13 protein-coding genes and 1 pseudogene are annotated in these 14,991 nt (G+C 64.2%); 11 read left to right on the top strand and 3 right to left on the bottom strand.

Annotated features, from left to right (window positions below; translation table 11 throughout):
• Nucleotide 1 precedes the first annotated feature (1 nt).
• Both AC5ZGW_RS16480 and AC5ZGW_RS16485 read right to left on the bottom strand, forming a co-directional pair.
• The gene (locus AC5ZGW_RS16480) at nt 2–151 is read right to left on the bottom strand and encodes a hypothetical protein (protein ID WP_165435373.1); all 150 of its coding nucleotides are present in this window, start codon (nt 149–151) and stop codon (nt 2–4) included.
• A gap of 164 nt (nt 152–315) precedes the next feature.
• On the bottom strand, nt 316–972 hold the full coding sequence (locus tag AC5ZGW_RS16485) for a glutathione S-transferase family protein (protein WP_130227936.1): 657 nt from the start codon (nt 970–972) through the stop codon (nt 316–318).
• Nucleotides 973–1,311: 339 nt separating this feature from the next.
• Between AC5ZGW_RS16485 and AC5ZGW_RS16490 the strand changes: the two genes are divergently transcribed.
• The 7 genes from AC5ZGW_RS16490 to AC5ZGW_RS16520 all read left to right on the top strand — a co-directional run bounded on the left by AC5ZGW_RS16490 (nt 1,312) and on the right by AC5ZGW_RS16520 (nt 9,006).
• Entirely contained in the window at nt 1,312–2,514 is a 1,203-nt protein-coding gene (locus AC5ZGW_RS16490; protein ID WP_130227929.1) for a pyridoxal phosphate-dependent aminotransferase, read from the top strand.
• A gap of 547 nt (nt 2,515–3,061) precedes the next feature.
• Nucleotides 3,062–3,544 carry a DUF992 domain-containing protein gene (locus AC5ZGW_RS16495; RefSeq protein WP_130227928.1) on the top strand — a complete coding sequence of 161 codons (483 nt, stop codon included), beginning with the start codon at nt 3,062–3,064 and terminating at the stop codon, nt 3,542–3,544.
• Between the two features lie 366 nt (nt 3,545–3,910).
• Complete coding sequence (locus tag AC5ZGW_RS16500) at nt 3,911–5,959, top strand: elongation factor G (RefSeq protein ID WP_130227927.1); 2,049 nt, start codon at nt 3,911–3,913, stop codon at nt 5,957–5,959.
• A gap of 51 nt (nt 5,960–6,010) precedes the next feature.
• Nucleotides 6,011–6,799: a GNAT family N-acetyltransferase gene (locus tag AC5ZGW_RS16505; protein ID WP_130227926.1), complete on the top strand. Its 789-nt coding sequence runs from the start codon at nt 6,011–6,013 to the stop codon at nt 6,797–6,799.
• 3 nt (nt 6,800–6,802) lie between these two features.
• Entirely contained in the window at nt 6,803–7,435 is a 633-nt protein-coding gene (locus tag AC5ZGW_RS16510) for a YoaK family protein (protein ID WP_130227925.1), read from the top strand.
• Nucleotides 7,436–7,473: 38 nt separating this feature from the next.
• Entirely contained in the window at nt 7,474–8,316 is an 843-nt protein-coding gene (locus AC5ZGW_RS16515; protein WP_463326969.1) for a shikimate dehydrogenase, read from the top strand.
• A gap of 111 nt (nt 8,317–8,427) precedes the next feature.
• Entirely contained in the window at nt 8,428–9,006 is a 579-nt protein-coding gene (locus tag AC5ZGW_RS16520) for a hypothetical protein (RefSeq protein ID WP_463326989.1), read from the top strand.
• A 199-nt stretch (nt 9,007–9,205) separates the two neighbouring features.
• Here the strand turns inward: AC5ZGW_RS16520 and AC5ZGW_RS16525 are convergent, their stop codons facing one another.
• Nucleotides 9,206–10,342 (bottom strand): alpha-hydroxy acid oxidase, encoded by a 1,137-nt coding sequence (locus tag AC5ZGW_RS16525; RefSeq protein ID WP_028163858.1) that lies wholly within the window; start codon nt 10,340–10,342, stop codon nt 9,206–9,208.
• A gap of 105 nt (nt 10,343–10,447) precedes the next feature.
• Here AC5ZGW_RS16525 and AC5ZGW_RS16530 point away from each other — a divergent pair, with 105 nt between their 5' ends.
• The 4 genes and pseudogenes from AC5ZGW_RS16530 (at nt 10,448) to AC5ZGW_RS16545 (ending at nt 14,913) form a co-directional block, all read left to right on the top strand.
• The gene (locus AC5ZGW_RS16530; protein WP_165435371.1) at nt 10,448–10,612 is read left to right on the top strand and encodes a hypothetical protein; all 165 of its coding nucleotides are present in this window, start codon (nt 10,448–10,450) and stop codon (nt 10,610–10,612) included.
• 216 nt (nt 10,613–10,828) lie between these two features.
• The gene (glmM, locus tag AC5ZGW_RS16535; RefSeq protein WP_028163857.1) at nt 10,829–12,181 is read left to right on the top strand and encodes a phosphoglucosamine mutase; all 1,353 of its coding nucleotides are present in this window, start codon (nt 10,829–10,831) and stop codon (nt 12,179–12,181) included.
• A 315-nt stretch (nt 12,182–12,496) separates the two neighbouring features.
• Nucleotides 12,497–13,756, top strand: a pseudogene (locus AC5ZGW_RS16540) (MFS transporter).
• A 302-nt stretch (nt 13,757–14,058) separates the two neighbouring features.
• On the top strand, nt 14,059–14,913 hold the full coding sequence (locus tag AC5ZGW_RS16545) for an outer membrane protein (RefSeq protein WP_130227924.1): 855 nt from the start codon (nt 14,059–14,061) through the stop codon (nt 14,911–14,913).
• The last annotated feature ends 78 nt before the right edge of the window (nt 14,914–14,991 follow it).

A 14,991-nucleotide genomic window follows, 5' to 3' on the forward strand; every position in this document is an offset into this window, starting at 1 on the left:
ATCAGGTCGAAAGCGGCATCGCCATCGTGACCTCGACACACAGTGACAACGCGCCGATCGTGACCGAAATGGCGATTGCGCTCGCCAGTCGGGACGGGACTGCTGGCGCGGGGCGGCTCTTGGAGCCGGCCGTGCCGGGCGACCATGTCATGGTCAAAATCCTCGCATGCGCGGGCGAATCACCCGCGTTGTCTGGCCCGAGGATTCGCAATCGTCGCCGGCAATATTGCGGCGGTGACCGTGAGAAAAATGGCAGAACCACGGCATAGCGCGAGGTTTTACCCGTAATTCTACGGGCTATGCCCGCAATTCCCGCTATTCAGCCCCTGCCGCGATGCCGGTGGCGTCGTCGAATTCGGCCTCCGGCCGCCAGTCCATCGCGACGAAGCCGGGGACCTGCTCGACCCGCCTGAGCCAGGCGCGGATCGCGGGAAAGGTGACGAGGTCGAAATCACAGCGGTCGGCGAGGTGGGTGTAGCCGTAGAGCGCGATGTCGGCGACCGTGAGCTGGTCGGCGGCGAAGAAGCGCGCGATCTTGAGATGGTTTTCCATCACCTGCAGCGCGGCATAGCCGCGCTCCATCCAATCCTCCAGCGCATGGGTCTGGAGGTCGCGGCCGCCCTTCACCAGCGATAGCCAGAAATAGGCCGCGCCGATATTCGGCTCCAGCGCATGCTGTTCGAAGAACATCCACTGCAGCGCCTCGGCCCGCTCGATCTTCGACTCCGGCGCGAGCGGCGTGCCGCCGGCGACATACCAGAGGATGGCGTTGGATTCGGCGAGATAGCGGCCGTTCTCGACTTCGAGCAGCGGCACCTGGCCGCTCGGGTTCTTCGCCAGAAACTCCGGCGTGCGACTCTCGCCGCGCAGGATGTCGACCTCGACCGCCTCATAGGGCGTATTGAGCAGCGCCAGCGCAAGGCGAACCTTGTAGCTGTTGCCGGAGCGCTGCATCGAATAGAGCTTGTACATCTTGCCCGAGTTCACCAATCGAAGCGCGTGAGCGGCAGTTTGGCGCCGCAAACGCAACCCCACAATGATGCCGATGGGGGTGCGTCGCAAGAGCTGCGGGATGGAAAAAGTCGAAAACCGCTCCCGCAACGCACGCGTGCAGAATGATTCCATTGGCGCAGCAATGATCACGCCTCTGCTATCAGGTGATGGCAGCGGGTCTGATCGAGGGTCCGCCACGTGAGGCTGCGGCAAAAGTGCCGAGGAAACCCCGCTTTTCGCTTGCCGCTGCACCGCAACAGTCCTAGAAACGAGGTCGCGCTGTTGTTGCGCTTTTCCCAACATAGTCCGGAGACGATGATGTCCTTCCTGTCCGCTGCGCTTGACCGTGTGAAGCCGTCCGCGACGATTGCGGTCACGGATAAAGCACGCGCGCTGAAAGCGGCGGGCCGCAACGTCATCGGGCTGGGCGCCGGTGAGCCGGATTTCGATACGCCGGCCAACATCAAGCTGGCGGCCATACATGCGATCGAGGCCGGCAAGACCAAGTACACCGATGTCGGCGGCATTCCCGAGCTGAAGGAGGCGATCATCGCCAAGTTCGAGCGGGAGAACGGCCTCACCTACAAGCCGAACCAGGTGATCGTCGGCACCGGCGGCAAGCAGGTGCTCTACAACGCGCTGATGGCGACCATCAATCCGGGCGACGAGGTCATCATTCCCGCGCCCTATTGGGTGAGCTATCCGGAAATGGTTGCGCTCGCGGGCGGTGAATCGGTGCCGGTGGTGTGCACGGCCGAGCGCGGCTTCAAGCTCAGCGCGGAGGATCTTGAAAAGGCGATCACGCCGAAGACCAAATGGATCATCCTCAACTCGCCGTCGAACCCGACCGGCGCCGCCTATACGCGCGCCGAGTTGAAGGCGATCACTGATGTGTTGGTGAAGCATCCGCATGTCTGGGTGATGACCGACGACATGTACGAGCACCTCGTCTATGACGATTTCGTCTTCACCACGCCGGCGCAGATCGAGCCGAAACTCTACGACCGCACGCTGACGGTGAACGGCGTCTCCAAGGCCTATTGCATGACCGGCTGGCGCATCGGCTATGCCGGCGGGCCCGCGCAGCTCATCAAGGCGATGGCGACGATCCAGTCGCAGTCGACCTCGAACCCGTCGTCGATCTCGCAGTGGGCCGCCGTCGAAGCGCTCAACGGTCCGCAGGAGTTCATTCCCGTGAACAACAAGGTGTTCAAGGAACGGCGCGACCTCGTGGTCTCGATGCTGAACCAGGCGGCCGGCATCGACTGCCCTCGGCCGGAAGGCGCGTTCTACGTCTATCCGTCCTGCGCCGGCACGATCGGCAAGACATCGCCGGGCGGCAAGGTGATCGAGAACGACGAGGACTTCGTCACCGAGCTCCTGGAGAGCGAGGGCGTCGCGGTCGTCCACGGTTCTGCCTTCGGCCTCGGCCCGGCGTTCCGCATCTCCTACGCCACCAAGACCTCGGATCTCGAAGATGCCTGCAAACGCATCCAGCGCTTCTGCGGCAATCTGCGATAGTTCGATCGGTCGAGCGAGAATGAGAGGCCCGCGCAAGCGGGCCTTTTTCGTGTTCGCACGCTCTCTCTCCGCCGTCATTGCGAGGAGCGTAGCGACGAAGCAATCCATATCGCCATTTGTGGAGGCATGGATTGCTCGGCTGCGCTGAGAAGAAAGTGAGTTCCAAGCCGCTGGCCATGGTCCGGGGCACGCGTAGCGCGAGCCCGGAATCCATCTCACCGCAGACTACGGCGCCCGATGGATTCCGGGCTCGTCCTTCGGACGCCCCGGAATGACAGCGGTGATGGGCGCGTCTCTGCGCATCAGTAACGCTCCGCTGCTTTCATCGATCCGGGTCGGCTTCGCAGGCCGGTCCGAAACTCGCAATGACGTTGGGCTGATCTGACTTCGTATCGTGCGTCCTGAAGATGACGACGCGGTACAACTTGGTTGTGTCGCCAATCTGGCACTGCCTTGAAGCTTGTGGCATAGACGGACACGCGCCGCGGGCGGGCGCGCGGTCCTTCGTCTCACCTCACGTCAGATTTTTTCAGCCGGAGATATCTTCATGCGTCGCTTCGTCCTTCGCGCGGGCACGGCCATCGTCATGCTCGCATCCCTCATCGCCGGCGCCAGCGCGCAGCAGCCAGAGCGCGTGCGGGTTGGCGTTCTGGAATGCCGCGGCGGCGCCAGCGTCGGCTTCATCGTGGGGTCGGTCACTCATCTCGGCTGCGTGCTGCGCGCCGAGGGCGTACCGGAGGACCGCTATATCGCGACGATCCAGAAGGTGGGCCTCGATATCGGCATCACCGAGGAGACGGCGCTGGCCTGGGGGGTCTATGCGCCAGTCTCGCGCATCGGGCCCGGTGACCTCTCCGGCAATTATGCGGGCGCGCAGGGCAGCGCGACGCTCGGCGTCGGTGTCGGCGGCAACGTGCTGGTCGGCGGCTCCAACAATTCGATCGCGCTGCAGCCGCTGAGCCTGCAGGGCCAGGTCGGCCTCAACGTCGCCGCCGGCCTAGCGAGCCTGGAACTCCGGCCGGGACGCTAATACAAGCGTGGGCAAAGCGTAGCGCCCACCATCCAAACCATGCGTGCGCACTGCCAGTTGGCGCGCCTTCTCCCCTTGTTGTGGGAGAGGGCAGCTCAGGCGCGGGCTACCAACACGTTTGGGTGAGGGGTCCTCTCCACGAGCACTGTCGCCCGCGGAGACAATCCCTCATCCGTCGCGCATTGCATGCGCGCCACCTTCTCCCACAAGGGGAGAAGGGAAGGAGTCGTGCACGCTTCATTGCATTACATCGCAACGCAGCGACGTTTTGGCGCGTGTTCCCGCTTGCCAAACGCCCGCGACGGGCGGAGCATTGTTGATTGCCGACCCAATCAAGGGCCGAGCTCCAGACGAGGAGACGGCAATATGGGACAAGACGTCAGAAGTCCCCGAGGTCCACGGTGCGTCGCACTGGTGGGCCCTTTCCAAAGCGGTAAGACCACACTACTCGAAGCGATCTTGGCGCGAACCGGTGCGATCCGGTCAGCCGGCAGTGTCGATGCCGGAACTTCCGTTGGCGATGCCAGTGCGGAAGCGCGCAATCACAAGATGAGCGTCGGTCTTACCGCCGCCACCACGACCTTCATGGGCGACAGTTACACCTTCCTCGATTGTCCCGGCTCGGTCGAATTCGCGCACGACATGCGCATGGCGCTTCCCGCGGTCGATGCCGCGGTCGTGGTCTGCGAGGCCGACGAGAAGAAGCTGCCGCAATTGCAGCTCATCCTGCGCGAATTGGAAGAGCTCGCCATTCCCCGTTTCCTGTTCCTGAACAAGATCGATCGCGCCAACAACCGCGTCCGCGAGACGCTCGCGACGCTGCAGCCGGCCTCGCGCGTGCCGCTGGTGCTCAGGCAAATTCCGATATGGAACGGCGATCTGATCGAGGGTTTCGTCGATCTGGCGCTGGAACGCGCCTTCGTCTATCGCGAGCACAAGCCGTCGGAGGTGGTCGCGCTCGAAGGCGGCAATCTCGATCGCGAGAAGGAAGCGCGCTTCTCGATGCTGGAGAAGCTCGCCGACCATGACGACGCGCTGATGGAGCAGTTGCTCGAGGACATCCAGCCGCCGCGCGATGCCGTGTTCGACGATCTCGCCCGCGAACTGCGCGAAGGCGTGATCTGCCCGGTGCTGCTCGGCTCGGCGCTGCGCGAGAATGGCGTGCTGCGCCTGCTGAAGGCGCTGCGCCATGAATCGCCCGGTATCGCCGACACCGCCAAGCGCCTTGGCGCCCCCGAAACCAAGGATGCGCTCGCCTACGTGTTCAAGACGGTGCATTTGCAGCACGGTGGCAAACTGTCGCTGGCGCGGCTGCTCGCCGGCCGTCTCGACGATGGCGCGACGCTGACGTCCTCGTCCGGCGAGACTGGCCGCGTTTCCGGTATCCTCGCCGCTGGCGGCGCGTTTGACACCAAGCGCGCCTCCGCGGAAGCCGGCGATACGGTTGCGCTCGGCAAGATCGACGCGATCAAGACCGGCGACACCGTGGCGAGCGGCAAGACCGCGCCGCCCTCGCTGGTGAAGGTCGAGCCGACCTCGCCGGTGCTCGCGATGTCGGTCGCGGCAACCGACCGCAAGGACGACGTCAAGCTCGGGCAGGCGCTGCTGCGGCTGAACGAGGAGGATCCGTCGCTGACCCAGATCCAGAACGCACGCACGCACGATACCGTGCTGTGGGGGCAGGGCGAGATGCATCTGCGCGTCGCGGTGGAACGGCTGCGTGACCGCTTCGGCGTCAACGTCAAATCGCACCCGCCAGCGATCGGGTATCAGGAGACCATCCGGAAACCGATCACCCAGCGCGGCCGGCACAAGAAGCAGTCCGGCGGCCACGGTCAGTTCGGCGACGTGGTGCTCGAGGTAAAGCCCTTGCCGCGCGGTTCCGGCTTCAGCTTCGAGGAGACCGTGGTCGGCGGTGCAGTGCCGCGGAACTATATCGGCGCGGTCGAAGAAGGCGTGGTCGACGGCCTGCAGAAGGGGCCGCTCGGCTTTCCCGTGGTCGACGTCCATGTGTGCCTGACCGACGGTTCCTACCACAGCGTCGACTCCTCCGATCTCGCGTTCCGCACCGCAGCGCGGATCGGCGTCAGCGAGGCGCTGCCGAACTGTCATCCGGTGCTGTTGGAACCGATCCACATGGTCGAGATCGTCTGCCCGACCGACGCCACCGCCAAGATCAACGCGATCCTGTCGGCGCGGCGGGGCCAGATCCTCGGTTTCGACACCCGCGAGGGCTGGGCGGGCTGGGACTGCGTCCGCGCCACCATGCCGGAAGCCGAAATCGGCGACCTGATCGTGGAACTCCGCTCGGCCACCGCCGGCGCCGGCAGCTTCACCCGGCAGTTCGATCACATGGCTGAAGTGACCGGCCGGACCGCCGATCAAATTATTGCGGCGCATCGCGTGGCGGCATAAGTGTTGCTAGGATCATGGCCCCGGATCGAGGGTCATGATCCCCGCATCGCCATGGACGTTGTCGATCTCTCCTTGAAAATGCGGCGGCTGACGCAATGGCTGGACGGCCGTTGTCAGCCCTACCGCCTCGTGCGCCGGCAGTTCGACGGTCCGCCGTTCGGTCACTGCTACGTGACCATCGATCCCGAACGTCAGGCGCCCTTTCCATCCGCCAATCTCAATCGCGTCTATCTCTGCGGCGCTGATCCCGCGATGGCGGATGATGCGGTCCCGCGCTTCATCGATCTGTTCACGGCTGAGGGTGTGAAGCGCTTCTTCGTCTGGTTGAGCCCGGGTCCCGATATGGACGTGATGCGGGCGCGGCTCGAGGCGTGCGGCCTGTCGCGCGCGCGTCGCACCGGATATCCGACCTTGTGGCGCACGGCCTGTTCGCCGCTTCAATTCACGACCGGTCTTGGCATCCGCGAAGTGACCACCGACGAGATCGACGCCGCGCGCGATCAGCTCGGCGACACGCTGTGGCCGGAATATGCGCGCTCGGCCGGCCGCAGGGGCTTCGTTCACTACATGGCGTTCGACGGCAATCAGCCGGTGGCGATTGCCGCGCTCTGCCTGTTCGAGGACATCGGCTATCTCCTGGCCGCGACCACAGCCGAAAGCCATCGCAAGCGCGGCGCGCAGCAGGCGCTGATTGCGAAGCGGGTCGAACGTGCCGAGCAGATGGGCTGCAGAGTGCAGGTCTCCGAGACCATGTACATGCTGGAACATTCGTACCGTAATCTGCTGCGCGCCGGCTTCACCGAAGCCTACGAGAAAGAGGTCTACGAGTGGACGGCGTGACGCATGCTTGACTCGCGCCGTAACATGACGCTGGCCTGCGCGCTGAGCGCGCTCGCCGGTTATCTTGACGGCATCGGTTATCTGCATCTCGGCGGCCTGTTCGTCTCCTTCATGAGCGGCAATTCGACGCGTCTTGGCGTCAACCTGACCGAGGCGAACTGGTTCGCGGCGGCGCAAACCATCGGCATCATCGTGACCTTCGTGTTCGGCGCGGCGGCGGGCAGCCTGATCGTGCTCGCGCGCGGCGGCCGTCGCCAGACCTGGCTGTTGCTGACGGAAGCGCTGCTGCTCGTCGGCGCCGCGCTCGCCTACACATTCGGCTGGCCGACGGCCGCGGTTGGCGGCATCGTGTTCGCGATGGGGCTGGAGAATGCGATGTTCCAGATCCGCGGCGGCGCCGGCCTCGGCCTCACCTATGTCACCGGCGCGCTGGTCAAGGCTGGCCAACTCCTTGGGGCGGCGCTGACCGGCGGCCCGCGCTGGGCCTGGCTGCCGAACCTCCTGCTATGGGCGGCACTGGTGCTGGGGTCGACCGTCGGCGCGCTCGCTTATCTCCACCTCAATCTGTCCGCGGTCTGGTTCGCCGCTGGCGCCGCCGTCGGGCTTACGGCGTTCGTCGCGGTGCGGGATAAGTGAATGTTGACAGTCCGCATTGCTTGTCCGATTGGACTGCAATGACCGCACCGACCAAAGCCCGCGCCGCATGCCTGATCGGATGGCCGGCCGCGCATTCGCGCTCGCCGCTGATCCATCACTACTGGCTGAGGAAGCTCGGCATCGAGGGCGGCTACAACATCGAAGCGATCCCGCCGGAAGGCTTTGCCGAGTTCGTGTTGCATCTCGCGTTCCACGGCTTCGTCGGCGCCAATGTCACGATCCCGCACAAGGAGCGCGCGCTGGCGCTGTCGCTGCCTGACGAGCGCGCCCGTGCGGTCGGCGCCGCCAACACGCTGTGGTACGAAGGCGGCGAGCTGCGTTCGACCAATACCGACGTCGAAGGCTTCGTCAACAATCTCGACGCCTCCGCGCCCGGCTGGGACCAGGCGACGGAAGCGCTGGTGCTGGGCGCCGGCGGCTCGGCGCGCGCCGTGGTGTTCGGATTGCTCGATCGCGGCACGACGCGCATTCACCTCGTCAATCGCAGCATCGAGCGCGCCCGCGCGCTTGCCGATCAGTTCGGTTCTCGCGTCGAGCCGGCTGGCTGGGATGCGCTTGCCGATCTGTTGCCGCGCGCAGGGCTGCTCGTGAACACCACCTCACTCGGCATGCACGGCCAGCCGGCGCTCGCGCTCGACGTCGGCTTGCTGCCGTCAAATGCTGTTGTTGCCGACCTCGTCTATGTTCCACTGAAGACGCCGCTGCTTGCAGCCGCCGAGGGGCGCGGATTGAAGACGGCCGACGGGCTCGGCATGCTCCTGCACCAGGCGGTGCGCGGCTTCGAACTGTGGTTCGGCCAGCGCCCGCAAGTGACGCCGGAACTGCGTGCGCTGGTCGAGGACGATCTCACAAAGGCTTGAGGGCGGGAAATATCGCCGCGAAAGCGGGGTCTCTGTAGAGATGATCCACCCGGAGCTCTCGCTATGCCTCCCTACCGTTCCACGCTCGCCCGCCCGCTGTTTGCCGTCGCCATGGTTGCGGCATCAACCCTTTATGCGATCGCGCAGCAGCCGCCGGTGTCGTCGCGCCTGCGCGGCACCATCGAAAGCGTCGACGGCGACACGCTCGCGGTCAAATCGCGCAGCGGCGAGGAGGTCAAGCTGCATCTGACGGGCGATGCGCGTGTCGCCGGCATCGTCAAGATCGCGTTATCCGACATCAAGGTCGGTTCCTTCATCGGCGCTACGACCGTGCCGGGTTCCGACGGCACGCCGAAAGCGGTGGAGGTTCACGTCTTCCCGGAGGACATGCGCGGCACCGGCGAGGGCTCGCGGCCCTGGGACACGCGCCCCAACAGCAGCATGACCAATGCGACGGTCGCCGAATCCGTGGTCAGCAATGACGGCCACACGCTGCTCGTCAAATACAAGGACGGCGAGAAGAAGATGCTGGTCTCGCCCGATACGCCTGTCGTGACCTACGTCCCCGGCGACAAGTCCGAGCTCAAGGCGGGCGCCAAGATCATCGCATTCACCAAAAAGTCGCCCGACGGCTCGCTCGAGGCCGACCGCATCAGCGTCGGCCGCGACGGCATCACGCCGCCGATGTAAGTGCGGGTTGCTGCCTTCCCTTCTCCCCTTGTGGGAGAAGGTGGCGCGCATCAAATGCGCGACGGGTGAGGGGTTCTCTCCGCGGGCGACTGCACTCGCGGAGAGAACCCCTCACCCAAACGCGCTCGATGCCGATGCCGGAGCTGCCCTCTCCCACAGGGGGCGAGGGCACATCAATCGGCATCGCGCGCGTGTTGACTTAAACCGCCAGCACCTTGTCGTCGATCTCGGCGATGGTGTTGACGCCGCACAGGCCCATGGTCGTCAGCAGTTCCTTCGCCAGCACGTTAATCGCCTCGGTGACGCCGGCCTGTCCGCCGGCGCCGAGGCCGTAGGCATAGGCGCGGCCGATCATGCAGGACTTCGCGCCGAGCGCGAGCGCGCGCATCACGTCCATGCCGGTGCGGATGCCGCCGTCAAACATGACTTCGACCTGCGAGCCGACGGCGTCCACGATCTCGGGCAGCACCTCGATCGAGGAGGGGGCGCCGTCGAGCTGGCGGCCGCCATGGTTGGAGACCACGATCGCCTGCGCCCCGGTCTTGGCCGCGATCTCCGCGTCCTCGACGTCGAGGATGCCCTTGAGGATCAGCTTGCCCGGCCAGATGCTGCGGATCCAGTCGATGTCTTTCCAGTTCAGCGAAGTGTCGAACTGCGAATTGATCCAGGTCGACAGCGACGTGATGTCCTGGTCGATCTTGAGATGGCCCGCCAGATTGCCGAAGGTGCGGCGCTTGCCGCGCAGCACGCCCGAGACCCAGGCAGGCTTGGTGGCGAAATCGATCAGTTTCGACAGCGACCATTCCGGCGGCACGGTCATGCCGTTCTTGATGTCCTGGTGCCGCTGGCCGATCACCTGCAGGTCCACGGTCAGCACCAGCGCGCTGCACCTGGCGGCGATGGCGCGCTCGATCAGCGCCTTGATGAAGCCGCGGTCCTTCATGACGTAGAGCTGGAACCAGAACGGCTTGTCGACGGCGGCCGCAATGTCCTCGATCGAGCAGATCGACATCGTGCTCTGCGTGAACGGAATCCCTGCGGCCTGTGCGGCGCGGCAGGCATAGATCTCGCCGTCGCCATGCTGCATGCCGAGCAGGCCGACAGGGGCGAGGATCAGCGGCATCGCGGCCGGCTCGCCCAGGATCGTGGTCCTGAGGTCACGCTTGGAGACGTCGACCAGGATGCGCTGGCGGAATTTGATCTGCTGAAGATCCTCGCTGTTGGCGCGCAGCGTGTCCTCGGTATAGGAGCCGCGGTCGGCATAGTCGAAAAATGCCTTCGGCACGCGGCGCTTGTGTAGCTGGCGCAGATCTTCGATGCAGGTGATGTGCTTCATGGACGCTCCCGGCCCGTCTTGTATTTCGCGAATGCGCCGTCATCTAGCATGGTTGGATCATCTGCCAAATCGCCCCCGCGAAATCCGACCTAGTAGGAGGCCACCATGACCGGATCGACCCCCAAGCCGAAAGATGCCGAGAGCGAAAAGCGGGCGCTCGAGGAGTCCCTGGAGGAGGGGTTGGAGGAGACTTTTCCGGCCTCCGACCCGGTCAATGTGACCCAGCCGGCGCCGTCCAAGGACGACCATCACATCCTCCGCAAGCGCTAGAGTGGCTGCCGGCCGCTGTCCGTAGGAACTCCGGCCTCCGAAATATACATTATTTTACAATATATTAACCTAAACTCTTGCCTTCAGGCGACGGTAATGATTCATCATATATTTTGAAGCCGTCTTGGCGGCCGACGCACTATAACGCCTGCCTGATGATGTTTCGGGCTTCTCGCTGAGGTGGCTGGAGAAGCCCAGGCCTTACTTGGGGGTGATATGAGCCGTAAATATTTCGGGACCGACGGGATTCGCGGCCGTGCCAATGGTCTGATTACGCCGGAGCTCGCCCTCAAGGTGGGGCAGGCCGCCGGCCTGGTGTTTCAGCGCGGCGACCATCGCCATCGCGTGGTGATCGGCAAGGACACGCGGCTGTCCGGCTACATGATCGAATATGCCATGGTCGCGGGCTTCACCTCGGTCGGCATGGACGTGCTGCTGCTCGGCCCGATGCCGACGCCGGCGGTCGCGATGCTCACCAAGTCGATGCGCGCCGATCTCGGCGTGATGATCTCAGCCTCCCACAATCTGTTCGAGGACAACGGCATCAAGCTGTTCGGGCCGCAAGGCTTCAAGCTGTCCGACGACGTCGAGAAGCAGATCGAGCAACTGCTCGACGAGCCGATCGAGCGCCGGCTCGCTCAGAGCGCGAGCCTCGGCCGCGCCCGCCGCATCGACGGCGTCCATGACCGCTACATCGAATTCGCCAAGCGCACGTTGCCGCGCGAATTGAGCCTCGACGGCCTCCGCGTCGTGATCGATTGCGCCAATGGCGCCGCATACAAGGTGGTGCCGGAAGCGCTGTGGGAGCTCGGCGCCGACGTCGTGCAGATCGGGGTCGAGCCCGACGGCTTCAACATCAACAAGGAATGCGGCTCCACCGCGCCGGAAACGCTGGCCAAGAAGGTGCGCGAGATGCGCGCCGATATCGGCATTGCGCTCGATGGCGACGCCGATCGCGTGATCCTGGTCGACGAGCGCGGTCATGTGGTCGACGGCGATCAGTTACTCGCAGTGATCGCGCAGAGCTGGAAGGACGAGGGCCGGCTCGCCAAGCCCGGCATCGTCACCACCGTGATGTCCAATCTCGGGCTCGAGCGTTTCCTGCAGGGCATTGGCCTCGACATGGTGCGCACGCCGGTCGGCGACCGCTATGTGCTCGAGCGGATGCTGAGTGATGGCTACAATCTCGGCGGCGAGCCGTCGGGCCACATCATCCTTTCCGATTACGCCACCACGGGCGACGGCTTCGTCGCCGCGCTGCAGGTGCTTGCCGTGGTGCAAAAGCTCCGCCGCCCGGTGTCGGAAGTCTGCCACCGCTTCGATCCGCTGCCGCAGATCCTGAAGAATGTGCGTTATCGCAGCGGCAGGCCGCTCGATGATGCCGAGGTCAAGTCCGCCATCGTCGACGCCGAGAAGCGGCTCAACGGCCACGGTCGCCTCCTGGTCCGCTCCTCCGGCACCGAGCCGGTGATCCGCGTGATGGGCGAGGGCGACGACCGCCTCCTGGTCGAGGAAGTCGTCGATCACATCGTCTCCGCACTCGGCCATGCCGCGGCTGCTGCTGCGTAACACAGTAGAGAAGCGGACGCGCCCACCTCGCCCCGCCTGCGGGGAGAGGTCGGATCGCATCGCAGATGCGATCCGGGTGAGGGGGAGCCTCCGCGAATTCGTCGGTCACCGTGTTCGCGGAGAGAGCCCCTCACCCAACCCTCTCCCCGCGAAGGGCAGGGAGAGGGAGAAGCACCGCCATCGCTTCTCTAAATGCTCTTGATCCAACGCGCGCCGGTAGCATCGCAGCCATCATCTATTGTCGGTGGTCGCAGCGTTTGCTGCGGCGTAAGCAGCACCGATTGCCGCTTCGCCGCTCCCTGCCAGGAATTTCCGTTGAACAAGCCCGTTGCCGTCTCAGAAGAAGCGCTGGCTGAACCGGTGCTGGTATCAGACGTGACGCCGCGCGTGGCAGCCCGCGCGACCGCGGTGGGGCCGGCTTACATCGTACTGGCGGGCATCAGCTTCTCGCACTTCCTCAACGACACCATGTAGTCGTTGATCGCCTCCGTCTATCCGATCCTGAAGGACGCCTACGCGCTGGACTACACGCAGATCGGCATGATCACGCTGGCGTTCCAGTTCACGGCGTCGCTGCTGCAGCCGCTGGTCGGGCATTTCACCGACAAGAAGGCGCAGCCGTTCTCGCTTGCGATGGGCATGGGCTTCACCTTCTTCGGCCTGCTGCTGCTCGCTGGCGCGCATCACTACGGCATCATCCTGATCGCGGCGTCGCTGGTCGGGCTCGGTTCGGCGGTGTTCCATCCGGAATCGGCGCGGATCGCGCGGCTCGCTTCGGGCGGCCGTTACGGCTTTGCGCAATCGGTGTTCCAGCTTGGCGGCAGCTTCGGCACCTCGATGGGCCCGGTGCTCGCGGCGCTGATCGTGGTGCCGTTCGGGCAGCTCTCGATCGCGTGGTTCTCCTCGATTGCGGGTCTTGCGATCCTGATCCTGTGGCGCATCGGTGCCTGGTACAAGCCGCAGATCGTGACCAGGAAGGCGGCGGTCGTCGAGCGGCACCCGGACGCGCCCACCGGGCGGCGGGTGACGATCGCGCTCGCCGTGCTGGTCGCGCTGTTGTTCTCGAAGCAGCTCTATGTCTCGAGCCTCTCGAGCTATTACATCTTCTATCTGATCGAGAGGTTCGACGTCTCGACGCAAGCGGCGCAGTTCTATCTCTTCATCTTCCTTGCAGCGAACGCAGCTGGCGCCTTCGTGGGCGGACCGCTCGGCGACCGCTTCGGCCGGAAATACGTGATCTGGTTTTCGATCCTCGGCGCGCTGCCGTTCACGCTGGCACTGCCCTATGCCGGCCTCGTCACCAGCGCCGTGCTCAGCGTGTTCATCGGCCTGATCATCTCGTCGGCGACGCCCTCGATCATCGTGTTCGCGCAGGAACTGATGCCGCATCGCTTCGGCATGATTTCCGGCCTGTTCTTCGGCTTTGCCTTCGGCATCGGCGGTTTGGGCGCGGCGGTGCTCGGCAAGCTTGCCGATCACACCGACATCGCCTTCATCTATCAGCTCTGCGCGTTCCTGCCGGCGATCGGGTTGCTTGCGGTGTTCCTGCCGAAAATGCCGAACCACGCGCATTAAAGCGTTTTCGAGCGAAGCACGCCCTCGGACTTGATCTGAGAGTGGATTCCGGTTCGCGTGAAGAAATCGCGAAGACAAGAGCCAAGATTTCGTCAACGCATCGTTAGCATTTGTGGCGCGACCGCTTTCTGTTCGACAGCGGGAATAGCGCAATACCGCGAGCTTTCGGGAAAATCGTCAGAGGTTGTCAACCTTAATAATTAGGGTTAAGCGCCGCTTAAGCATTTAGTGCCATCGTCCGGCCGTGGGTTTTCAGACGTGAGGCTTCCCTGCTCGCCTCACTGGCCAAAAGGACGAAGCCAATGCGTTGCGTTAAATCTCTCTTTGCCGCTGGTGCGGTCTCCTTGATTTCCTCGGTGGCATTCGCCGCCGATATGCCGATCGCGCCGCCTCCGGCCTATGGACCGCCGCCGGTAGAAGATTTCGGCGGCTGGTATCTGCGCGGCGATATCGGCTTCAGCAATCAGAGCGTGAAGGAAGTGCGCAACGGCAACAACGCCTTGTACGCGCCGCTGCTCTCCTTGAACCAGCAGACCGGCTTCGACACCGGCGGCATCTTCGGTCTTGGTGTCGGTTATCAGTTCAACAACTGGTTCCGCGCCGACATCACCGGTCAGTATCGTGGAAGGACGAATTTTCACGGACAGGATCTCGTGACCTATCCGCTTGGCGGCGGAGTTATTGGCGCAGGGTCCGACAACTACAACGCAAGCAAGTCGGAATGGCTTGTCCTTGCCAACGCCTATGTCGATCTCGGCACCTGGTGGTGCGTGACGCCGTTCATCGGCGCCGGTGTTGGCGCAGCGCGCGTGACCGTCTCCAATTTCACTGATCAAGGTCTTGCCGATTTCTCACCCGGCGTGATTGCGCCGGGCTTTGCGACCGCCGCTTCGGCTTCCAAGTGGAATTTCGCATGGGCGGCGCATGCAGGTCTTGCCTACAAGGTCAGTCCAAACCTGACGCTCGAAGTCGCCTATAGCTACGTCGACCTCGGTTCGGGACTGACCGGACCCGTGACGACGTTCCAGGGCTTCACGACCAACAATCCAATGAACTTCAGGGATATCACCTCGCACGATCTCAAGCTCGGCGTGCGCTGGAATCTGGACAGCCCGCAGCCGGTCTACGCACCGCCGCCGCTGGTGCGCAAAGGTTAATACGAACCTTCATCGGTTAACGATTGCAAACGGCGCGGGATGCTCCCGCGCCGTTTTCGTTTTGTGGAAAGCGCGGCC

The organism is Bradyrhizobium sp. Crot121 (genome assembly GCF_059512385.1).